Raw genomic sequence first — 21,810 nt, 5'->3', positions numbered from 1 at the left:
GATGATCGATTGGACCGAGACGGACCTGGCCGCAATCGACCGCGACGGCGAACTACATGTCGCGGCCCACCGGCCCGACGGAACCGTGCGCACCTCGAAAATCGTGTGGCACGTCGTGGTCGACGACACGCTGTACATCCGGTCGGTGCGCGGCACCGACGGCGCTTGGTACCGGGGAGTGCAACGCACCGGCACCGGCGTCATCGACGCCGGCGGCGTCCACGCCGACGTGCTATTCGCTCACGACGACACCCGTGACGACGCAATCGACACCGCCTATCACGACAAATACGGCGACGGGTCCGCCGTCGAGGCAATCACCAGTACGCAGGCACGAGCCACCACGCTTCGCGTCGACCCTCGCTGACCGAGTTCGAGTATTCCAGGAGTTCGGGTTCGCCCTGGTCATCACCGAGGAAGGAGCAAGGACATGGAGTTCATCGATCCCGTCCCCACCGGCAAGGGACCGGACACCCAGTTCACCGGCGACGTCTGGTACGACGTCATCTACGCAGGCGAGGAGCCTTCGCGGGCGCGCACGAACATGGTGCGCTTTTCTCCCGGGGCGCGCACGTTCTGGCATCGCCATGTGCTGGGTCAGACCCTGCACATCGTGACCGGTATCGCGCTGGTCGGCACCCGCGATGGTGTCGTGTTCGAAGCCCATCCAGGAGAGTCGGTGACCTGCCCTGCAGGTGAGGAGCATTGGCACGGTGCTACCGAGGACCGGTTCATGGAACACGTCGCCATCTGGGAGGGCGACGGCACGACCACCTCGGAGACCACGTGGCTCGAAGAAGTCACCGATCAGCAGTACGCCGCACCCCGCACCCGCCGGAACTGACCGCCGGCCGAGACGGAGCCTGCGGGTTCCGCCTCGCGCCACGGCTCCTGGAACGAATGGAGAAGATCGTTGTGACCGACATGATGCGCGCGTTGATATCCGGACGCGGACCGGAATGGGTACTCACCGAGGTGCCTGTCCCGCAGCCGGGACCGGGCCAGGTCCTGATTCGTAACCGGGCGGCGGCGACCAACAATGCCGACCTGCCCATGCTCGCCGAGGCCGACCCCACCCGCGGTGGGCACGGCAAGGAATTCATCGCCGGCTTCGAGTACGCCGGTGAGATCATCGCTCTCGGCGCCGGCGTGGAGACCTGGAAGATCGGTGACTCGGTGATGGGCTCGATCCCATCCTCCTTCGCCGAGTACGTGGTCGCCGATCACCGGTTCGTGTTGCCGCGCCCGACCGGACTCGCCCCCGAGACAGCATGTGCGCTTCCGACCGGGCTGCTGACCGAGCACGGCGCTCTCAGCACCGCCGGATTCGTCTCCGGTCAGAGCGTCCTGATCACGGGTGCATCGAGCGCGATCGGACTGATCGGCGCCCAGATCGCCAAGTCTCTCGGCGCGTCCCAGATCATCGGCACCACCCGCACGGCAGGCAAACGTGATCTGCTCACCGAGGCGGGCGTCGACACCGTCATCGTGACCGACGAGCAGGATCTGACCGAGGCGACGTTGGCCGCGACCGGCGGCAAGGGTGTGGACGTGGTGCTCGATCACGTCGCCGGGCAGACCTTCGCGCAGTGCCTGTCGGCCACTGCGGTGGATGGGCATGTGGTCAACATAGGTCGGCTCGCCGGCCCGGTCTCCACGATCGACATCGACGCGTTGTCCTACCGGCACCTCACGGTCCACGGCGTCTCCTTCGGATTCACCCGCGACGTGGAGATGGCCGGCATCATCGCGGGCCTTCTGCCCGAGGTGATCCCCGCTGTCGCCCACGATCGGATCCGGCCGGTGATCGACCGGACCGTGAACATCACCGACTTCGCGCAGGCTGCCGGCCGGCTCCGCTCCGGGGAAGCGGTCGGCAAGATCGTGATCCGCCCGTGACTGCACGTGGGCCTGCCGCATTGCCAACGGAACGAGACAGTGCCACACCGACGGAAAGCATGGCCCGATGACCAACGAGGCACACGCGCAAAGTAGTTTCCGGACGCGTCTCACGGCGCTGCGCGTGCGGATGGGCGACGACGTCGGCGCGGCTGCCCTGTTGTTGGGGGCGACGGTCCTGGCGCTGGTGTGGGTGAACTCGCCGTTCGGCGACACCTACGACACCTTCTGGGATACCGAGTTGAGTGTCGGATTCGGAAGCAGCGAGCTGACGTTGACCCTGCAGCACTGGGTCAACGACGCACTGATGGCGTTCTTCTTCTTCATGGTGGGGTTGGAAGTCAAACACGAGATGGTGCTCGGTGAACTCGCCGACCGACGTCGGGCTGCGGTTCCCGCGCTTGCCGCCTTGGCCGGACTTGCCGTTCCGGCCCTGGTGTTCGTCGCTTTCAACCTCTCCGACGGAGAGGCCGGCGCGTGGGGTGTGGTGATCTCCACCGACACCGCGTTCCTGGTCGGGATGCTGGCGCTGCTCGGCAAAGCAGTACCGCAACAGCTGCGAGTCTTCCTCCTGGCACTTGCGATCGGCGACGACGTGGGCGCCCTGCTCGTGATCGCCGTCGTCTACACCGACAACCTCAATCTCGGCGCCCTCGCGGTCGCAGTGCTCGGAGTGCTGGTGATGGTGGGTATGAAACGGTTGAATGTGTGGCGCGGCCCGGCCTATCTCGTCATCGCGGCTGTTTCCTGGGTGGCGCTGTATCTCTCCGGTGTCCATCCCACCCTGCTGGGCGTCGCGATCGCGCTGGTCACCCCGGCGTATCTGCCCCGACGCGGGGAAGTGGAGAACGCCACGCGAAGAACCCGCTTGTACGAGCAGTCTCCGAACGCGCAGTCTGCTCGCGCGGCCCGTCTGTCCATCGAGCAGTCGGTGCCGCCGGGACAACGGCAACGGGAGCTGTGGCAGCCCTGGGTCAACTTCGTGTTCGTGCCGTTGTTCGCGCTGGCCAATGCGGGCGTTCCCCTCGACCCCGACACGCTGGGCGCGTCGCTGACCTCACCGATCACACTGGGCGTCGTCGCCGGACTCGTGCTGGGCAAACTGGTCGGGATCTCCCTCGGGACCGGGCTCGCGGTGAGGTTGCGGTTGGGTATCCTCGCGCCGGGCATCACCCAACTGCACGTGATCGGCGGCGCGGCCATGTCGGGCATCGGGTTCACCATCTCCCTGTTCATCGTGGACCTGGCCTTCACCGACGACGAACTCGCGAACCGGGCCCGAGTCGGTGTGCTGGCCGCGTCGATCATCGCGGGAACTCTCGGCACTGTGCTGCTACGGATCGAGGCGCGCCGCCGACCGTCGGACACCCGGCCCCATCTGCTGGACTCTCCCGTCGACGAGCAGCGCGACCACATCCGCGGCCCGGTCGATGCTCCACTCACCTTGGTCGGTTTCGGCGACTTCCAGGCGCCCTATCGGGGCTGGGGGGCGATAGATGAGCTCCACGAACGGTTCGGCGACCGCTTCCGCTTCGTCTTCCGCCATGCCCCGCAGGACGACATTCACCCTCAGGCGCAGTTGGCGGCGGAGGCCGCGGAAGCGGCCTCTGCACAGGGCCGATTCTGGGAGATGCACGATCGTCTGTATGCCCGTCGAGGGCACCTGAACCCGGCAGAGCTGGTTGCTCATGCCGAGGCGATCGGCCTCGACGTGCAGCGCTTCACGCGGGACCTCGGATCCGGGCGCTTCGCCCGGCACGTCCGCCACGACTCGGAATCCGCGCAGACCAGTGGTGTGACGGAGACGCCGGCGTTCTTCATCGACGGCGCCATGCACACCGGTCCGCACGACGCGGACACCCTCGCCACCGCACTGCTGAACGCGGCCGGCGCCGAGGGCGGCGGACGCCCGGCACCCGCAGCAGCTCTTCCGGCCCACCCTGATCCGCAGGACTCTCCGGAGCTGGATCCGGCCGACCTGCTGGACGACTTGCCGGCCGATCACCCGGAGACGGCCGACTCGGGCGGTGACCAGCCACGACTCACCGACGACCAGCTTCATCACCTGCAGCGTTTCGGCGCCCGGCGCGGTATCGCCCGGGGCGATATCCTCTACCGCCCCGGCGACTCCGGCTACGACTTCCACGTCGTATTGTCGGGCACCGTTGCCGTCGCAGCGCGTCCACCGGGAGCGGACCCGATCGTGCGGGTGCACGGGCCTCGGCGTTTCCTGGGGGCATTCGACCTGTTCGACCAGACTGCCGTCCAGCGAACGGCCATCGTCCTCGACGACGGCGAAGTCCTGCGCCTGACCGTGCAGCAACTGCACGAGGCGCTCGATGCCGACCACGACCTGCGCGAACTTGTGCAACGGGCGTTTCTCGTCCGTCACGCGATCGGGGTCGAACAGTTTGCCGATATGCGCATCGTGGGACGTTCGAGCAGTTCCCGCACGCACCGGCTCAGGGACTGGGCCGACGAGCACGGCCAGTCCTCGGTACTCATCGACATCGACAGCGACGACACCGCCGACACGTACCTGGGAAGGCTCGGCCTGAGCGAGGATGACCTACCCGTGGCCGTGCTCCGCGGCAAGCAGGCTGTACTGCGTGACCCCGACGATGCCGAGTTGCGTGACGCGCTACAGATCCCGGACTGAGCTAGCCCGCCGTCACAGCAGCCTCCGGTCGACCCTGTGCCGAATCTGTCGGTGCAGGGTCGACTGCGTCTTCGTCCGAGAAGGGGTCACCCGTGCGCGGTGCGTCGTACAGCGTCCGGTCGAGGATGCCCTCACGCTTGGCGACGATGGTGGGTACGAGCGCCTGACCGGTCACGTTGACTGCAGTGCGCCCCATGTCGACAATCGGTTCCACGGCGAGCAGAAGACCCACACCTGCCAATGGCAGGCCCAGCGTCGACAGGGTCAGGGTCAGCATCACGGTGGCGCCTGTAGTGCCTGCGGTCGCCGCCGATCCGATCACCGAGACCACCACGATGAGAACGTAGTCGGTGACCGACAGGTCGAGACCGTAGAACTGCGAAACGAAGATCGCGGCGATCGCCGGGTAGATCGCAGCGCAACCGTCCATCTTCGTCGTTGCGCCGAGCGGAACTGCGAACGCCGAGTACTCACGCGGAACACCGAGGTTGCGTTCGGTGACACGCTGGGTGAGCGGCAGGGTGCCGATCGACGACCGGGAGACGAAGCCGAGCTGTGTCGCCGGCCAGACTCCGGAGTAGAAGCTCCGGACGGACAGTCCGTGCACCCGAACGAGAATCGGATAGACGACGAGAAATACGAGTGCCAGTCCTAGGTAGATCGCTGCGGTGAACCAGCCGAGCGACCCGATCGCATCCCAGCCGTAGGTGGCGACCGCGTTACCGATCAGCGCGGCGGTTCCGACGGGTGCGAGGCGAATGATCCACCACAGCACCTTCTGCACGATCGCGAGCAGTGAGGCGTTGAGGTTCAGGAACGGCTCCGCCTTCTCCCCGACCTTCAAGGCCGCGATGCCGATCGCGGCGGCGATCACGAGCAACTGCAGGATGTTGAAGCTGAGCGAGGTGGTGGCAGCGCCATCCTCGACGACGGTCTTCGCACCGAGTCCGAGGAAGTTGTTGGGCACCAGACCGGTGATGAACGCCCACCACGATCCGCTGCTCGACGGGGCCTCCTCCGCCGCGGAGGTGACACCGGTGTGATTGCCGGGTTGGACGACCAGTCCGATGACGATGCCGATCACCACCGCGATGAATGCAGTGATCGCGAACCACAGCAGCGTCTGCACTGCGAGCCGGGCCGCATTGGCGACCTGTCGCAGATTGGCGATCGAACTGACGATCGCCGTGAACACCAGAGGCACGACAGCGACGGTCAGAAGCTTGACGTAGCTCGAGCCGATGGTGTCGAGAGTCCCCGTCAGCCAGTTCTCGTTGCCATCCGCCGCGGGGGCCATGGCGCGGGCGACGAGTCCGAGCAGAACACCGACGATCAGGCCGGTGACGATTTGTGGGCCGAACGCGGTCGCCCACTTGGGAAAACGGCGATCGGTGGTCGAGGCCGAGGTGGCCACGGTCGAGCCGGGCATGGATGTGCCTTTCGGGCGAAGGCGCGCGACGATCGGCCACGCGCGAAAATGGGGGGTCGAGACGTGGAGCGGTCAGCGCACGCCGACCTGGAGAAGTGGGTGCTGTTCGCTCACACGGAGCGCATACAGATGGCGCTCGCCTGGAGGCGGAGGTCGACGAAACGTCGACTGGTCAGAATCAGCACGGTCACGACTATACGCCCGTCCGGTTCCGGCCGATCGGGCCACTCGCCGGCGTCCGAGGCAGTGGAACAGCTATCTCTTACTCCGGCACACCCTCGAGCACGGCCCGGCTTGCGGAGAGCCCCAGCCGGGTCGCGCCCGCGGCGATCATGCCCAGCGCGGCCTCGGTGGTCCGTATCCCACCACTCGCCTTGACTCCGATACGTCCGTCGACGGTGCGCGCGAGCAATTGCACGGCCTCCACCGTTGCACCGCCTGCCGGATGGAAACCGGTCGATGTCTTGACGAAATCGGCGCCGCCACGTTCCGCAGCGCGGCACGCTCCCACGATCGAGTCTTCGGACAGTGCGGCGGTCTCGAGAATCACCTTGAGTACCGCGCCGGACCCGATCGCCTCGCGCACGGTGATCACGTCCGCGAGCACCGCGTTGAAATCGCCTTCCACCGCGGCACCGACGTCGATGACCATGTCGATTTCCTCTGCACCCTGCTGAACGGCGAGGCGGGCCTCGCTGCCCTTCACCAGTGAGTGATGCTTGCCCGACGGAAATCCGACGACCGCAGCCTTCACCAGACCGTCCGCTTTCAGGGGCAGCATCGAGGGCGATACACACACCGCGAGAACCCCGAGGTCTCGGGCCTCCGCCACGAGGGCGGCCACGTCGTCAGGGGTGGCCTCGGGCTTGAGCAGAGTGTGATCGATCATCGCAGCAACCTGGGCGCGACGGAGCGTCGTGTCGGACATGTTCACAGCTTCGCACAACCATGCCGGGTCCTTTCGGACTAGCCTCGGATCATGAACATCGGTGACGTGTTCGACGAGGCCGGAACGGAGTTCGCCCGACTCACTCCGACCGTGTGGGGTCCCGCCGGGCAAGCCTTGACGTTCCAGCTCGCCGCCGCACCCGGCGAGTCCGTTCTGGACGTGTGCTGTGGCGGCGGCGCGTCGGCACTGCCGGCGGCAGCCGCGGTGGGCCCGGACGGCCGGGTCCATGCGATCGACCTGTCGGACGAGCTGCTCGAACACGGTCGCGTACTGGCTTCCGAACGCGGCTTACAGAACATCGATTTCGTGCAGGCGGACGCCACGCAGTGGGAGGCTCCTTCGGATCTGCACACCTCCGGATACGACGTCCTCTCGTGTTCGTACGGAGTCTTCTTTCTGCCGCACATGGATTCGGATTTCGCGCGGTTGGTCTCGCTGGTTCGTCCGGGCGGGCGAGTCGGGGTCACGGTGTGGCGCCGGGGAGCACTGATCGAATTCATGGATGCGTTCCTGGCGGCAGTCGGCGAGTTCCGTCCCGAGTACGCGGTACCGGAGGATCGGCCGAACATTCTTGCTCCCCTCGACACCCCCGAGGGTCTTCGCTCCTGGCTCGAGGCGGCGGGCACGATCTCGCCCGAGGTACGCGAACTGTCCAACTTGATTCCAGCGACTCCGGAGTTCGCCTGGGACTTCGCGTGTGGCGGCAGGTTGCGCTCGGCACTTCTCGGCGTCGGCCCCGACGTCGTGGAGTCGATACGCCTACGGTTCCTCGACCTCCTCGTCGAACGCGAGGTACACACCATCGATGCGGGAACCCTGATCGGGACGGCAGTCGCCGTGGGCCCGAACCCCACCTGAGAGACTGTCAGTATGACCGCTCCAGCCAGCGACGACCACCGGTTCGTACTCTCCCTCGGATGCCGCGACCAGACGGGCATCGTCGCCCGCATCTCCGCATTCCTGACGGATGTGGGTGGGTGGATCGTCGAAGCCGCCTACCACGCGGACGCGGACAGTGGATGGTTCTTCACCCGGCAGGCGATACGCGCTTCGTCAGTGACCCTGTCCGCCGACGAACTGCGCGAACGATTCCAGGCGGTTGCCGCCGAACTGGGCCCGGACACCGAATGGTCCCTGCACGACACCAGAGCGCCGAAACGCGTCGTCCTGTTGGTGAGCAAGGAAGGGCACTGCCTGCACGATCTGCTGGGTCGGGCGGCAGGCGGCGAGCTACCCGCCGAAATCAGCGCCGTCATCGGCAACCACCCCGATCTGGGTGAGGTGACCCGTCGGCACGGAATCGATTTTCACCACGTCCCGTTCTCGAAAGACCCGGCCGAGCGTGGACCGTCGTTCGACCGCGTACGCGAGCTGGTCGACGCACACCAGCCGGATGCCGTGGTTCTCGCCCGCTTCATGCAGGTGCTTCCGTCAGAACTCTGCGAGCACTGGGCGGGCCGGGCGATCAACATCCACCACAGCTTCCTGCCGTCGTTCGTCGGTGCACGCCCGTACCACCAGGCGTTCGCGCGCGGCGTGAAGTTGATCGGCGCCACCTGCCACTACGTGACCCCGGAACTCGATGCCGGTCCGATCATCGAGCAAGACGTCATCCGTGTCGACCATGCCGACGAAGTGACCGACATGGTCCGACAGGGACGCGACATCGAGAAGCTGGTGCTTTCCCGAGGGCTGCGATGGCACCTCGAAGACCGGGTCCTCGTACACGGGCGTAAAACCGTGGTCTTCAGCTGAACGACACTTCGGTCGAAACGGATCTCCGTCACAGCGAGGCGAGTCGCGCGACCTCGAGGTTGACCGAATCCGGATCCTCGATGTTGCTCATGTGTCCCATTCCGGGGAGCACGGTCAGTCGCTCGAGGTTGCCGGCGTTGTCCAACACCCCTGCGAGCCTGTGGGAGTGAGCCTGCGGGGTGAGCCTGTCCCTGGAACCGACGATCACACTGGTGGGCACGTTCAGGTTCTCGAGGCCGCCTTTCACATCCAGCTCACTGAGCACCTGCCCCCACCCACCACGTGCACGCGGGTTGCAGTCGCGGACGATCTTCGCGCAGAACGCCAGTTCCTCGGCACCGATGTTCGACGAGAAGTTGAGGTACTTGATCACGCTCGTCGTGATGGGGGTGTCCACGAAGGGAACAGGGGCACCGATCATCGCGCGCCCGACCGGAACAGGAACCCGTGGGAAGCGGCTGGGCAGAGGAATGGCGGTGGTCTCGGCGATCAGTCGGTCACTGGCGGTGCTGAGCAGCACTGTCGCCTTCGCGTACTGCCGAACGTGATCGGGACATACGTTGGCCCAGGACATGACGCTGATGCCGCCGAGACTGTGCCCCATCACGACGGCCTTCTCACCGCCGCGCAGCGTGGCCTGCAGGACGGCGTCGAGGTCCGTGCCCAGAAGATCTGCGTGCAGTCGCGCGGTCCCGATCGTGCTCTTGCCGTGTCCGCGAAGGTCGTACGCGATCACGCGATAGTTGTCCGCCAACGCGTTGATCTGCGGGTACCAGTACTCGATCGAGCATGTCCAGCCGTGAACGAGAACGATCGGATCGCCGTCCTCGGGGCCGTAGGTGTGCACTCGAAGTGTCGCCCCGTCGTCGGTGGTGACCCAGGACTCGACCATCGGAGCCGTGGGCTCGCACAGCAACGCGTTCGGCGCAACGTCGGTGTTGAGCTTCACGGAGCGAGCACGCCGCCGCTTCACGGCGAGCCCGGCCGCCCCGGCGAGAACACCTGCACCGAGCGCAGCCGCGAATACCCGGCCACGGGTGGAACGGATGCTGTCGAACATCGAAACCTCTTGTTTCACTACAGCTCTCAGCTTGCCTGAGAGTCTTCGGAAGGGGTGGCGCCGAGTTGAGCGGCTGCCTTGTGCAAAGCCTTTGCGATCTCGGATTCCATCGCCTCGGCGAACAAGATGCTGACGGTGTCGTGAGCGAGCGGCTTGATCCGATTGACGAGGTTCACCACCTCGGTCACGGTTTCTTCGTCGAGTTCGAGCTCCTCGCCGTCCTTCGCGAGGTAACGATCGGCGACGACGGACACAAACCGCGCGGCCACGTCTGCCAGATCTCGCCGGACGGCTGCGTTCTGTTCGAGGATGTCGGCCAACGACATTCCGGATCCGTGAAGTACCTCGGCCGTCTTCAGGAACTTGGGATTGGTGACGGTGAAGTCCTCGCCCAGCGGGGCGATCACGTCGAGTTCGACGCCGCGGGCGATGTTTGCCTCGGTCGCTTCGTCACCGAACTTCTCCCGCAGATCGTCCATCGACAGCCGCGCTCCCGGCCAGTCCGGGTTTCGCAGTACACCCGGATCGTCGTTCTCGAGAACGTCTTTCACCTCGAGTCCGTACCGGGCGGCGGTGAGCAGTTCGCTGATGGTCACGAACGTGTATCCGCGATCGAGCATCCGGCCGATCAGCTCGAGGCGGGCGAGATGGTCGTCGTTGTACCAACCGGTGCGCCCGACTTTGCGGGGCGGAGGTAGCAGTCCGCGGTCCTGGTAGACGCGTACGTTGCGGACACTGACGCCGGAAGCGCGTGCGAGGTCGTCGATTCGGTATTCGTTCATCAGAGGATGTGTGCCCGCCTCAGCAGCAGCGCCGACGGTCCGCCCACCAGCCCGACCTCGTCGAGAAATGCCATGGTCCGAGCGCTGCCTTCGCGAACTTTGTCGTGGTAGTGCGTGTTGGATTTCGCGGCCTTCACGGCCTCGTTCACGTCGAGCCCTGCCGCCTCGTAGACCTTCTTGTTCACGAGACTCGTGACGACGAAGTAGGCGGTGACACCCAACGCCAGACGGACACGCGCTCTGGTGAACCACGAGGCGTTGCGTAGCCGCCGCACGGTCTCCTCGCGCGCGAACCTGATGTGCCGTGCCTCTTCGGTCACGTGAATCTTGCTGACGGTGCGTGTGATCGGCTGCACGCGATCGTCACGCATGAAGTCTCGTTGCATCATGTCGAGAATCTCTTCGGCGAACAGGGTGCCGCCGTACGCGAGCGCCCCCGTGGCCGTCGCCTTGAAGAATCGCGCACTCTGCCGGATCCATCGCTTCGGTTGGTAGGACGGAATCCCGAACCGCTGGGCAGAGCGCGCGAACATCGTGGAATGCCGGCATTCGTCGGCGATCTCGGTGAGTGCGAACTGAAAGTGCGGGGTGGACGGATCGTGCGAGTAGATGTCACGCAGCAGCATCTGCATCAGGATCATCTCGAACCAGATGCCCGTACCCGCGACGCTCGCGGCTTCGTGCTTGGTGAGGGTCACCCGCTGCTCGTGCGTCATGTCCTCCCACAGCTGTGTGCCGTAGAGGCTGCACCATTCGGGAGTCATGCCGTACAGATCCTCGGGGACGGGCGCCTCCCAGTCGATCTCCACACGCGGGTCGTAAGACTTACGGGCTGCCGAATCGAGCAGCCTGGTCGCGGTCTCCTGACGGTCCCCGGCCTTGGCGAGACGCGACGACGAGCGGGCACCGCTGCGAACATCACGCTCGTAGTCGTGAGCTGTGGACATGTCGACCTTCTTTCGTGGTGACTGCGGTTACCACACTAGCATTGTCACAATGGCTATTGTCATCTTTTTGGATGGCAATGCACCAGCGACGAACACCGAAAGAAAGCTGCCGGTCAGGGCAGGAATCCGGAGACCACTCCGATCACCGGAACTACCAGCGAGGGCCCCGCTGAATATCGTCGACTCGGGGACGAACGTCCACGAGGTAGACGCACACCGCCACGATCGCGACGATGCCGAGCAACTGAACACCGGTGAACACCAGCAACACGACGAAGGCAACCGCGAGGATCGTCAACCAGATCGGTTTGCTCAGCTTGTCGACGGCCGTGAAAGCATCTTTGCGCTGGCGAGCGGCATGAAAGAGCGCGTACGCGGCAGCACCCAGGGCAACAACCTGGATCACGAGCAGAATTGTTCTGACGATCCCGTCGACTTGAATCACGCAACCATCCTACGAGAAAACGGCGGCGGCCCCACACTTCGAGTGTGTGGGACCGCCGCCGTGGTTCCGAGCGAAGATCAAGCCTTCTTGGCCGGAGCCTTCTTCGCAGGGGCCTTCTTGGCCGGCTTGGCCGGAGCCTTCTTGGCCGCAGCCTTGGCCGGTGCGGCCTTCTTGGCGGGAGCCTTGATCGGCGCCTTCTTGGCGGCGGCCGTGGTGCGGCCCTTCGCCTCGGTTACGCGAGCAGCGGCGTCCTTGGATGCGGAATCGGCCTGGTCACCGAACTCGACAACCCGCTGTGCGGCGTCGTCGCCGGCCTCGGAGATGGACTCGCCGACCTCACCCGCGGTGTCCGAGATGCGACCCGCGGCGCGACCGGCGAACTTCGCAGCCTGCTCGCCGACGGAGCGGGTCTGACGTGCGACGGTGCCGAGTGCATCCTCGGTGAGCTCGACGGCGTCACCGAAGGCGGACTCCGCACGACCGATGCCCTCCTCGACGGCCGGCTGCTTGCGGATGCGCTCGACGGTGTCCTCGCCGCGCTCGGCGAGCGAGGTGTAGAGGTCTGAAGCAACCTTCAGGTATGCCTCCGCGACCTTGCGCAGTTCCTCCGGGGTGAACTTCTCGCGCAGATCGGCAAGCTCCTCGGGCAGCTCCGAAGGCAGGCCGGCGAGACGCTCACGCAGGCCCTCCACGCCCTCGAAGACGTCGCCCTGCAGGTCCACGAAACGCTCGCGCGCTTCCTCGACTCGGCCGTTCACGTCGCCCTGGGTGGACTCGGCACGCTCGCGGACCTGCGCAACGACGTCGGCAACAGCCTGGACGACGACATCGCCCGCGCCCACTGCGGCGTAGATCGAGGTGCGTACGTTGTCGATTGCCTTCTGGTCAGTCATCGGTGTTCTCCTGTTCGAAGTATGAAATGTCGGGGTGCTGGACGTCGACCTCGCGGGATTCCACGGCCGACGGGTTCGATTCGTCAGGTCGGGTCGGATCGTTCTCACGACAGAACGATTCGTAGATCTCGAGCAACACCTGCTTCTGCCGCTCGGTGATTGCAGTGTCCGCGAGCAGCGCGTCGCGGACGGGTCCGTGTGGGCGCTCCTCGAGATAACCCGCTTGGACGTACAGGACCTCCGACGACACCCGGAGACCCTTTGCGATCTGCGCGAGCACTTCCGCAGAAGGCTTGCGCAACCCACGCTCGATCTGGCTGAGATACGGATTGCTGACACCCGCGAGTTGCGCAAGTTGCCTCATCGAAACCTGCGCTGCTTCACGTTGCGAGCGAATGAATCCACCGATGTCGTGTGCCGCAGAGCCGACGACGCGCGCAGCGATGTCACCGGCGCCGTTTCGGTCTTCGGTCGACATCGGTCCTCCTCCGTGGGGTGCTTACAAAGGTAAATGAGGGTGCTAACAATTGCAAGCACCTCAGTTAGCACCCCGCGAACAACACCCGAACGTCAGCCGAACAGCAGGGTCGATACCGTGTAGATCGCCAGACCGGCAACCGACCCGACCACCGTGCCGTTGATACGAATGAACTGCAGATCGCGGCCGACCTGAAGTTCGATCTTGCGGCTCGCCTCCTCGGCGTCCCAACGCTCGACCGTGTCGGTGATGAGACCGGTGACCTCGTCCGCATAGTTCACGACGACGTATTCGGTGCCCGCAAGAACCCAGCCGTCCACCTTGGTACGCAGCTCGTCGTCGTCACGCAGACGCTCACCGAAGCTGACGACGTTCTCCGTCACCTTGGTGCGCAGCGTGCTGTTGGGATCGTCCACGGATTCGAGGATCAACCGTTTCGCGACCTGCCAGGTCGCTGCGGCGAGGCCCGTCACCTCTTCGCGACCCATGATCTCGGCCTTGATCTTCTCGGCCTTCTCCATCGTCGAAGGGTCGTTCTGCAGATCCTCGGCGAACTCGACCAGGAATCGGTTGGCTGCCTGCCGGACCTCGTGCTCCTTGTTGGAGCGCACCTTCCAGGTGAACTCGACGAGCTCACGATGAATCTTCTCGCCCAGCATCGCGTCGACGAACTTGGGCGACCACGTGGGTGAGTCTCGACTGACGACCCGATCGATCGTCTCCTGGCTACCGAGCGCCCACTGGTGAGCGCGTTCGGCGAGAAGGTCGAGAATCGGCAATTGTCGGTTCTCACGCAGAAGTTCGGCCAGCACCCGCCCGATCGGAGGCCCCCACTGCGGCTCCGCCAGTCTGCGCACGATGGTGCTGTCGATGATTTGCTGAACATCCTCGTCGCGGAGCACCTCGACGAGTCCACGCAAGATCGTGGACGTCTCGGCGGCGACCCGAGCCGCGTGGTCCGGCTGCGCCATCCAGGTGCCCACGCGAAGTGAAATCTGTGCGCCGCGCACCTTTTCCGACACCACGTCCGGGGCGAGGAAGTTGTCCCCCACGAAACTGCCGAGACTGGCCCCCAGCTGATCCTTCTTGCGGCGAATGATCGCCGTGTGCGGAATGGGCAGGCCGAGCGGGTGCCGGAACAGTGCCGTGACCGCGAACCAGTCGGCCAGCGCGCCGACCATTCCGGCTTCGGACGCGGCACGCACGTATCCGACCCAGTCGCCCGCACCACGTGATTCCTGCCAGCGGCACAGCAGGTAGACGGCAGTGGCGAACAGCAGAAAGCCCGTGGCGACCGTCTTCATTCTGCGAAGATCACGTCGCTTGGCATCGTCGTCGAGGGCAGACAGGGTCAATTGAGACACGCCGACCATTCTGCCGAACGCAGCCACGACTCGGCCGCAACCTGTGACCGAGCACCTGTCGTTCCGTACGCACACTAAGGTGAAACTCGACCGACCACATTAAGGATCGTGAACAGGTGACCGAGTCGATGACCAAGGCCGAGAACGCGGACAAGCAGGAAAAGCCCGACGGCCGCAAACGCCGCTGGCGCGAACACAAGATCGCCCGTCGCGCCGAGTTGGTCGACGGCACCATCGCCGCCATCCGTCTCCGCGGTCGCGACGTCGGCATGGACGAGATCGCGTCCGAGATCGGGGTGTCCAAGACGGTTCTGTACCGCTACTTCGCGGACAAGAGCGACCTCACCAACGCGACGATGGTCCGTTACGTGGAGACGATTCTCGCCCCCCGAATCTATGCAGCTATCGGCGGCCACCTCGACGAGTTCGAGCTCACCGAGGCCACCATCAGCGCCTATGTCGAGACTGTCGCGGCCGACCCGGAGCTGTATCTGTACGTCATGGCCAACAGTTCCGGCGCGGGCCAGGACGTGGTGGCCGATTCGGAACGGATGATCGCCGAACTGCTCTCGACGGTGCTCGGTGAACGCCTTCGGAACATGGACATGGATTCGGGCGGTTCCGTGCCGTGGTCGTACGGGATCGTCGGCAGCGTGCAACTCGCGACCCACTGGTGGATCTCCAACCGTTCGATGTCGTCCGAGGATCTGATCAGCTACCTCACGATGATGATCTGGGGCGGCATCGCGGGCATCGCGTCCGTCAAGGCTTCTCCGGCCCGGTTCCGCTCGGCTCCGCACCCGCTGATCACCGACGAGGAGCCCCCCACCGAGCCTGGCGTGTAACTGTCGGTAACAGGTATCTTCGGGTTGTGAGCGAACCCGAGTTCGACGGATATACAGGGCCGGCGCAGGTGACCGTCGGCGAGCGCACCGTCACTACGGCCGTACAGCTGACGGGCAATTTCGAACCCATCAGCGGTCGATACCTCTGGCGCGGTCGGGTCCGCGGATTGACCGAGATCCTGGGCACCGAGGTACCCGATAAGACGACACTCACCATCACGACCCCGGACCGCAGCGGGGACGCACGGGTCACCGGACTCGACCTGTGGGGAAGTCACCTCGTCGAGGGGACGACACAACCTCCCTTCGAGCACACCTGAGCCGCGCTGCCGTGTGGCAGAGTTCGATCATGGGAAAGACACCGAAGAACCTCTGGACGGCGCCACCGACGAAGGTTCTGCGCGCCGATCCCGATTCGTCGATCGCCGATCTCGACACTCGCAGCACTCCCGGATTCACGGGCAAGAAGGCCGAAGGCAAGGAGCAACTCGAGACCCGAGGTCAGGTGCTCTCCGATCTGCAGGAACTCCTGTACGCCAACGGCCGCTCGGGCGACCCCCGGTCGGTCCTGCTGGTGCTCCAGGGAATGGACACCTCAGGCAAGGGCGGGATGGTCCGGCACGTCATCGGTCATGTCGACCCGCAGGGCGTCGATCACGCAGCGTTCGGCGTTCCCACCCCGAACGAGAAGCGCCACCACTTCCTGTGGCGCATCAACAAGGCACTGCCGCGAGGCGGACAGCTCGGCGTGTTCGATCGTTCCCACTACGAGGACGTACTCGTCGCACGGGTCCACGAACTCGTCCCCAAGAAAGTCTGGAAAGGCCGCTACAAAGAAATCAACCAGTTCGAGAAGGAATTGGTCGACAGCGGCACCACCATCGTCAAGGTGGCCATGTTCGTGTCGCTCGACGAGCAGAAGGAACGCCTTCAGGAGCGGCTCGATCGGCCGGACAAATACTGGAAGTACAACCCTTCCGACGTCAGCGAGCGCGCCCTCTGGCCCGAGTACCAGAAGGCGTATCAGGCAATCCTCGACCGCACCGACACCGATCACGCGCCGTGGTACGTCATCCCCGCAGACCGAAAGTGGTACAGCCGTATCGCAGTCACAGAGCTTCTGATCGATGCCCTCGAAAGACTCGAACTGGATTGGCCGAGCGCAGATTTCGACATCGACGAGGAGAAGAGACGACTCGCGGAGTCGTGACCCCTACCCCTTCAGGGCTGCTGCGCCTGTTCAGAACAGGTGCGGCGTCTCCTGATGCGTCTTGTGATCGTGACGTACCGTGCCACCGATAGTCGCCATCGCGAGGGCAACCGCGACAACGCCGACGGAACCGGCGATGATCGCCCACCCACCGTGACCCGAACCCGCTGCCACGAGGAACGAGCCGAGGGAAACCACGGCAATCAGAATCATGCCGAACCCGAACCAAGCGGCGAAGAGATTGAGTTTCATCACCACTCACCTCACCTTCGATGAAAGCTTGCCACGACGTTACGCCCGCCTCGGCAGCTCGACAAGGTTCGCGAACGCCCGCACCACCGAGGGGGCCGGCATCGGTTCACCGCCGAGCTCCCGAACGATGATCATGTCTTCTCCGGAACGGGTCTCGACGGCGAGCGCCCAACCGAGCTTCTCGCCCCACACGAGCGCAACATCGCGGCCCGGATGTCCCGGCAGCATTCCCTCGATCTGCACGATCGCCTCCATTGGCGGATCGGTACTGCAGCACCAGTTTTCGATCGGCACGCCGAGCTCCCGTACCACGGTGCGAATGTATCCGTCGAAGCCCTGAACTCCTCCGGGGCCCTCGGTCAAGGTCTGCGTCATCTCGTCTACTCCCTCACGCCAACCACCTTCGATCATGCCCGAATTCCCTTCTGCGAAACACCCGTCGACTCCGTCTACGGTCTCGATCGGTTTACAAACCGATTGCGGGGGAATCCACGAGGCATGACCACGCCGAGACGCAAGCCCCGATCGAGCACATGCGGAGGCGACGCGTCTCGGGCCACGTCACAGACCAATGTCAAACCTCTGACGATCTCGATGGTGTCGGAGCACGCGAACCCGCTGGCAGAGGAGGGTGACGCCGGATTCGACGGTCAGTGCAGCCACGTCGCCGATTTGTCCGCAGCCCTGGTTCGCGCAGGTCACGACGTCACCGTGTACACGCGACGGGATCGTAACGACGCTGCGGACCGGGTCGAGACGGACGCCGGCTACACCGTCGTCCACGTACCGGTCGGCCCGCCGTCGTATGTTCCCAAGCACGAAATTCTGCCGCTGATGGGAGCATTCGGAAGCTTCCTGGAAACGCAATGGGAGCGAGAACGTCCCGACATCGTGCACGCCCACTTCTGGATGTCGGGCATCGCAACACAGTTGGCGGCTCGAATGCTGGCGGTCCCCACCGTCCAGACCTTCCACGCACTCGGCGTGATGGAGAATCGCTTCAAAGTCGACACCACACCGAGTCCACCGAGTCGAATCCGGCTCGAACAGTTGATCGCACGTGGTGCGACGCGCGTGGTGGCCACCAGCACCGAGGAGGTCTTCGAGCTGGGGCATCAAGGTCTCCCTCGTTCTCGGACGTCGGTCGTGCCGTGCGGTGTGGACGTGACCGCATTCACTCCACACGGCCCGTCTGCGAAGCGAGCGATGCCGCACCGCCTTGTGATGGTCGGAACGCTCACTCCCAACGAAGGATTCGAGACGGCGATCGACTCTCTGGTACATCTGCCCCACACCGAACTGGTGATCGGTGGCGGCCCTCCCCCGGGGAAGCTGGCTCACGACCCGGAGGCACGGCGACTGTATGCGCGGGCGGAGGCCCTCGGCGTTCGGGATCGGGTTCACATCATCGGATACGTGCAGGCCAAGGATCTGCCGACACTGCTGCGATCGGCGGACGCCGTCGTCAGCCTGCCCTGGTACGAACCGATCGGTCTGATCGTTCTCGAGGCAATGGCTTGCGGCACACCGGTTGTCGCCGCTGCAACGGGCGGCATGCGCGACACGGTCGTGGACGGCATCACCGGGCGTCTCGTGTCCTCCCGCAACCCAGCCCGGCTGGCCGACACCATTCGCCAACTGTTCGACGACGAAGTGCGCCGCGCCGGCTTCGGGGTGGCAGGAGCCGACCGTGCGCGTGCCAGGTATTCGTGGGACCGAATCGGCGCGGACACCCTGCGTGCGTACGGATGGTGTGTAGCCGCTCCCCCACGCACCGCACGGACCGCTTCGCACCCGTGACGGCGGTGGCTCTTCAGGCGATACGGATCTTCCAGGACCCGAGCGCACCCTCCACGGAGGAGTAACACGGGAACGCGGAATCCAAGCCTGCGGCGTGTAGTAGTCGCTGCACCGGACGGCCGCAGATCATTGCCCAACTACGTCCGGCATTCGCACGCTCGTCGTTCACCGCCCGAAGAACGTCCAGTCCGGCGGTCCCGAAGAACTCGACCCTGGTCATGTCGATGATCAAACGGCCCACGTCGCCTGCTGTTCGCCTGACGCAGTTCCCGAACTCGGGCGCACTGAACAGATCGATCTCCCCGCTCACGTTCACCAGAATCACGTGTGACGTGATCTGCTGCGCACCGAATGTCGCATTGCTGTAAGCGGCCCTCGGGCACTTGGGAATCCCCGGAACAACAGTCATAGTCCAACCCACCTCGAGACGTTTCCCAACGACTGCAGTGGATGCGTTTCCGTCCGCCCGACCGTTTTCAGCATTCACCGCTGGTCGCCGCACAATTTCCCGACCGGTTTGTATGATCAACCCGCCGTCGACCCTACGCCTTTGTGACATGTGCCACAAGATCGATTGTGGTACCCCTCGCAGGTCGGGTACTTCCCGCACCGCTGGACACCGGCCGTCAGGTTTGACCACACCCCGAATGCGGTAACCGGATTCCAGGGTTGTCATTTCGCCCCTCACAGGTGCGCCGGATGGCTACCCTTGCTTCCGGTACCCGCCTGCAGCAGGAACGACCGAGCCGGAGATCTCATGGCCAACGTCAAGACAATAGAGCCCGACCAGGACTACGCACACCCGGTCGTCGAACTGCGGATACGTGCGACCCCGGACCAGCTGTCGGTGCTTCGCGCGCTCGCGGCGGCCATCGCCATTCACGAAGACTTCGACCTCGACTCCATCGCCGATATCAAGCTCGCAATGGACGAGGCCTGCACCTACCTGATCGTCCGGGCCACTCCCGAAGCCGTTCTCGTGTGCCGACTTCAGTACCTGAACAACGCTCTGCACGTTGAGGTCTCGACTACCACAGCGCCATCGGACGACACACGTGACAATTCGTTCGGCTGGCACGTACTGAACGCACTGACCGACTCCATCGACATGACTCGGGAACCGGGCGTGAATCGGGAGTCGATCACGACGATCGAATTCGTGAGATCGAAGGGCAAACATTCGTGACACCCGCAGGGGGAGATGGAATTCGGACGAAGTGGCCGGACGAGTACAGAGACGTCAAGGCCATGTTCGAGGAGTTGAGTTCCTTCGCCCCCGACGATCCGGCTCGACGCAAACGCCGTGACGCCCTCGTGACCCGATGCCTTCCCCTCGCAGAACACATCGCCCGTCGTTTCGACGGGCGAGGGGAAGCGCACGACGATCTCGTCCAAGTTGCCCGACTCGGCCTCGTCAATGCAGTGGACCGATTCGACGTCACCCGCGGATCGGACTTCGTTTCCTTCGCGGTCCCCACCATCATGGGCGAGGTACGCCGACATTTCCGCGACACCGGGTGGGCAGTACGGGTGCCGCGACGAATGAAGGAGATACACCTCGCACTCGGACATGCCACGAGCGAATTGTCGCAGCGGCTCGGACACGCCCCCACGGTGAGCGAGCTGGCATCGGAACTCGGCATCTCACCGGAGGACGTAGCGCAGGGACTACTGGCCGGAAACGCCTATCAGACCGTGTCGGTCGACAACACGTCGACCGACCGGCCCGGCGAGGTCTCGATGCTCGAGACACTCGGCGACTACGACTCCGCCATCGAGGACGTCGACAATCACGAGACCCTCAAACCACTTCTCGATTCGCTCCCCGAACGTGAGCGAACGGTTCTTCTGCTCCGCTTCTTCGGCAATATGACTCAGACGCAGATCGCGCAGCAGGTCGGCATCTCGCAAATGCACGTATCACGGCTACTCACGAAGACGCTGACACGGCTGCGCGCTCATCTCGACAGTTGAAGCCGAATCAGATGGTCGCCGTGTCGATCACGAACCGGTAGCGCACGTCGCTCGCGATGACGCGCTCGTAGGCGGAATCGATATCGTCCGCACCGATGACCTCGATCTCGGCGCCGATGCCGTGTTCGGCGCAGAAGTTCAGCATCTCCTGGGTCTGGGCGATGCCACCGACCATCGACCCCGCGAGGCTCCTACGGTTCGCTGCCAGGGAGAACGCCCGGACCTCGATCGGCTTCTCCGGCAGGCCCAGTTCGACCAGGGTGCCGTTGATCGCCAGCAACGACACGTAGGCATCGACGTCGAGGTTCACCGACACCGTGTTCAGGATGAGGTCGAACTTGCCCTTCAAGTCCTGAAAGGTGGCCGGATCGCTGGTTGCGTAGTAGCCGTCCGCGCCGAACCGGCGACCGTCGTCCTGCTTGCTCAGCGACTGACTCAGCACGGTCACCTCGGCTCCCATCGCATGTGCGATCTTCACGCCGACGTGGCCGAGTCCACCCATGCCGATGATCGCCACCTTCTTACCGGGGCCCGCACCCCAGTGCGCGAGCGGCGAGTAGAGGGTGATGCCGGCACACAACAGCGGCGCAGCGACGTCGAGTTCGAGACCGTCCGGGATGGACACCACGAAGCGCTCGGTGACCACGACGTGCGTCGAGTAGCCGCCCTGAGTCCGCTCCCCGTCACGGCCACGCGAGTTGTACGTCGCCGTCACACCTGCGAAGCAGTACTGCTCCTCGTCCGCCCTGCACGCGTCGCACTCACCACACGAATCGACGAAACAGCCGACACCGACCCGATCCCCCACCTTGTGCTTCGTGACGTCCGACCCGACTGCCGCGACGATTCCCGCGATCTCGTGTCCGGGCACGACCGGGTAACGGGTGCCGCCCCATTCGTTGCGGGCCGTGTGGATGTCCGAGTGACAGATGCCCGCGAACTCGATGTCGATCAGAATGTCGAGTGGACCGAGATCGCGACGTTCGATGGTGGTCTTCTCGAAGGCGGAGCCGGCGGACGTAACAGCATATGCAGCGGCAGTAACCATGCATACATGCTTACTCTTTTC

The 21,810-nt window shown here is 64.6% G+C and carries 25 protein-coding genes; 12 read left to right on the top strand and 13 right to left on the bottom strand.

Features of this window, described 5'->3' with window-relative positions; translation table 11 throughout:
• The first annotated feature begins 1 nt into the window (after position 1).
• The 4 genes from ACFWO3_RS14530 to nhaA all read left to right on the top strand — a co-directional run bounded on the left by ACFWO3_RS14530 (position 2) and on the right by nhaA (position 4,558).
• The gene (locus ACFWO3_RS14530; protein WP_378578644.1) at positions 2-367 is read left to right on the top strand and encodes a DUF2255 family protein; all 366 of its coding nucleotides are present in this window, start codon (positions 2-4) and stop codon (positions 365-367) included.
• Between the two features lie 63 nt (positions 368-430).
• Positions 431-844, top strand: coding sequence for a cupin domain-containing protein (locus ACFWO3_RS14525; protein WP_378578641.1), 414 nt, complete (start codon positions 431-433; stop codon positions 842-844).
• Positions 845-900: 56 nt separating this feature from the next.
• On the top strand, positions 901-1,899 hold the full coding sequence (locus tag ACFWO3_RS14520) for a zinc-binding alcohol dehydrogenase family protein (protein ID WP_378578639.1): 999 nt from the start codon (positions 901-903) through the stop codon (positions 1,897-1,899).
• 67 nt (positions 1,900-1,966) lie between these two features.
• Positions 1,967-4,558 carry a Na+/H+ antiporter NhaA gene (gene nhaA / locus ACFWO3_RS14515; protein WP_378578636.1) on the top strand — a complete coding sequence of 864 codons (2,592 nt, stop codon included), beginning with the start codon at positions 1,967-1,969 and terminating at the stop codon, positions 4,556-4,558.
• Between the two features lies 1 nt (position 4,559).
• Here the strand turns inward: nhaA and ACFWO3_RS14510 are convergent, their stop codons facing one another.
• Positions 4,560-5,987, bottom strand: coding sequence for a dicarboxylate/amino acid:cation symporter (locus ACFWO3_RS14510; protein ID WP_378578631.1), 1,428 nt, complete (start codon positions 5,985-5,987; stop codon positions 4,560-4,562).
• Between the two features lie 262 nt (positions 5,988-6,249).
• The gene (gene deoC, locus ACFWO3_RS14505) at positions 6,250-6,915 is read right to left on the bottom strand and encodes a deoxyribose-phosphate aldolase (RefSeq protein WP_378578627.1); all 666 of its coding nucleotides are present in this window, start codon (positions 6,913-6,915) and stop codon (positions 6,250-6,252) included.
• 48 nt (positions 6,916-6,963) lie between these two features.
• Between deoC and ACFWO3_RS14500 the strand changes: the two genes are divergently transcribed.
• Positions 6,964-7,794, top strand: a complete 831-nt coding sequence (locus ACFWO3_RS14500) for a class I SAM-dependent methyltransferase (RefSeq protein WP_378578824.1) — start codon at positions 6,964-6,966, stop codon at positions 7,792-7,794.
• 12 nt (positions 7,795-7,806) lie between these two features.
• On the top strand, positions 7,807-8,691 hold the full coding sequence (gene purU, locus ACFWO3_RS14495) for a formyltetrahydrofolate deformylase (RefSeq protein ID WP_378578623.1): 885 nt from the start codon (positions 7,807-7,809) through the stop codon (positions 8,689-8,691).
• A 28-nt stretch (positions 8,692-8,719) separates the two neighbouring features.
• Here the strand turns inward: purU and ACFWO3_RS14490 are convergent, their stop codons facing one another.
• The 7 genes from ACFWO3_RS14490 to ACFWO3_RS14460 form a co-directional block, all read right to left on the bottom strand.
• Positions 8,720-9,751, bottom strand: coding sequence for an alpha/beta fold hydrolase (locus ACFWO3_RS14490; protein ID WP_378578619.1), 1,032 nt, complete (start codon positions 9,749-9,751; stop codon positions 8,720-8,722).
• A 26-nt stretch (positions 9,752-9,777) separates the two neighbouring features.
• Positions 9,778-10,533: a MerR family transcriptional regulator gene (locus ACFWO3_RS14485; RefSeq protein WP_378578614.1), complete on the bottom strand. Its 756-nt coding sequence runs from the start codon at positions 10,531-10,533 to the stop codon at positions 9,778-9,780.
• Positions 10,533-11,480: a diiron oxygenase gene (locus ACFWO3_RS14480; RefSeq protein ID WP_378578611.1), complete on the bottom strand. Its 948-nt coding sequence runs from the start codon at positions 11,478-11,480 to the stop codon at positions 10,533-10,535. The genes ACFWO3_RS14485 and ACFWO3_RS14480 overlap by 1 nt, the downstream gene beginning before the upstream one ends.
• A 151-nt stretch (positions 11,481-11,631) precedes the next feature.
• Positions 11,632-11,925 (bottom strand): DUF2516 family protein, encoded by a 294-nt coding sequence (locus tag ACFWO3_RS14475; protein WP_378578607.1) that lies wholly within the window; start codon positions 11,923-11,925, stop codon positions 11,632-11,634.
• A gap of 77 nt (positions 11,926-12,002) precedes the next feature.
• A complete protein-coding gene (locus tag ACFWO3_RS14470) occupies positions 12,003-12,818 on the bottom strand; it encodes a heparin-binding hemagglutinin (protein WP_378578604.1) in 816 nt (271 codons plus the stop codon).
• Positions 12,811-13,296, bottom strand: a complete 486-nt coding sequence (locus tag ACFWO3_RS14465; RefSeq protein WP_378578600.1) for a helix-turn-helix domain-containing protein — start codon at positions 13,294-13,296, stop codon at positions 12,811-12,813. The genes ACFWO3_RS14470 and ACFWO3_RS14465 overlap by 8 nt, the downstream gene beginning before the upstream one ends.
• A gap of 92 nt (positions 13,297-13,388) precedes the next feature.
• Entirely contained in the window at positions 13,389-14,660 is a 1,272-nt protein-coding gene (locus ACFWO3_RS14460; RefSeq protein WP_378578596.1) for a DUF445 domain-containing protein, read from the bottom strand.
• A 128-nt stretch (positions 14,661-14,788) separates the two neighbouring features.
• Between ACFWO3_RS14460 and ACFWO3_RS14455 the strand changes: the two genes are divergently transcribed.
• The 3 genes from ACFWO3_RS14455 to ACFWO3_RS14445 are packed head-to-tail and all read left to right on the top strand — an operon-like array spanning position 14,789 to position 16,715.
• Complete coding sequence (locus tag ACFWO3_RS14455; RefSeq protein ID WP_378578822.1) at positions 14,789-15,505, top strand: TetR/AcrR family transcriptional regulator; 717 nt, start codon at positions 14,789-14,791, stop codon at positions 15,503-15,505.
• A 26-nt stretch (positions 15,506-15,531) separates the two neighbouring features.
• Positions 15,532-15,825 carry a DUF4873 domain-containing protein gene (locus tag ACFWO3_RS14450; protein WP_378578593.1) on the top strand — a complete coding sequence of 98 codons (294 nt, stop codon included), beginning with the start codon at positions 15,532-15,534 and terminating at the stop codon, positions 15,823-15,825.
• A gap of 29 nt (positions 15,826-15,854) precedes the next feature.
• Complete coding sequence (locus ACFWO3_RS14445) at positions 15,855-16,715, top strand: polyphosphate kinase 2 family protein (protein ID WP_378578589.1); 861 nt, start codon at positions 15,855-15,857, stop codon at positions 16,713-16,715.
• Positions 16,716-16,745: 30 nt separating this feature from the next.
• Here the strand turns inward: ACFWO3_RS14445 and ACFWO3_RS14440 are convergent, their stop codons facing one another.
• Together ACFWO3_RS14440 and ACFWO3_RS14435 are read right to left on the bottom strand one after the other, a co-directional pair.
• Entirely contained in the window at positions 16,746-16,967 is a 222-nt protein-coding gene (locus tag ACFWO3_RS14440; protein ID WP_378578585.1) for a hypothetical protein, read from the bottom strand.
• Between the two features lie 39 nt (positions 16,968-17,006).
• Positions 17,007-17,342 carry a DUF6292 family protein gene (locus ACFWO3_RS14435; RefSeq protein ID WP_378578582.1) on the bottom strand — a complete coding sequence of 112 codons (336 nt, stop codon included), beginning with the start codon at positions 17,340-17,342 and terminating at the stop codon, positions 17,007-17,009.
• A 219-nt stretch (positions 17,343-17,561) separates the two neighbouring features.
• On the opposite strand from ACFWO3_RS14435, the gene ACFWO3_RS14430 reads away from it, so the two are divergent.
• Positions 17,562-18,767, top strand: coding sequence for a glycosyltransferase (locus tag ACFWO3_RS14430; protein ID WP_378578820.1), 1,206 nt, complete (start codon positions 17,562-17,564; stop codon positions 18,765-18,767).
• Between the two features lie 13 nt (positions 18,768-18,780).
• Here ACFWO3_RS14430 and ACFWO3_RS14425 read toward each other — a convergent pair whose 3' ends face one another.
• Positions 18,781-19,176, bottom strand: coding sequence for an STAS domain-containing protein (locus ACFWO3_RS14425; protein WP_378578577.1), 396 nt, complete (start codon positions 19,174-19,176; stop codon positions 18,781-18,783).
• Between the two features lie 348 nt (positions 19,177-19,524).
• On the opposite strand from ACFWO3_RS14425, the gene ACFWO3_RS14420 reads away from it, so the two are divergent.
• The gene (locus ACFWO3_RS14420; protein WP_378578574.1) at positions 19,525-19,953 is read left to right on the top strand and encodes an ATP-binding protein; all 429 of its coding nucleotides are present in this window, start codon (positions 19,525-19,527) and stop codon (positions 19,951-19,953) included.
• Positions 19,950-20,741: a SigB/SigF/SigG family RNA polymerase sigma factor gene (locus tag ACFWO3_RS14415; protein ID WP_378578570.1), complete on the top strand. Its 792-nt coding sequence runs from the start codon at positions 19,950-19,952 to the stop codon at positions 20,739-20,741. Before ACFWO3_RS14420 ends, ACFWO3_RS14415 begins: the two co-directional genes overlap by 4 nt.
• Positions 20,742-20,748: 7 nt before the next feature.
• Here ACFWO3_RS14415 and ACFWO3_RS14410 read toward each other — a convergent pair whose 3' ends face one another.
• Positions 20,749-21,789 (bottom strand): NAD(P)-dependent alcohol dehydrogenase, encoded by a 1,041-nt coding sequence (locus ACFWO3_RS14410; RefSeq protein ID WP_378578567.1) that lies wholly within the window; start codon positions 21,787-21,789, stop codon positions 20,749-20,751.
• Positions 21,790-21,810 lie beyond the last annotated feature (21 nt).

The organism is Rhodococcus sp. NPDC058521 (assembly GCF_042719695.1).
Lineage (GTDB): Bacteria > Actinomycetota > Actinomycetes > Mycobacteriales > Mycobacteriaceae > Rhodococcus_F.
Note: the sequence above shows the minus strand (reverse complement) of the source record. Positions and strands in the feature narration are given on the sequence as shown.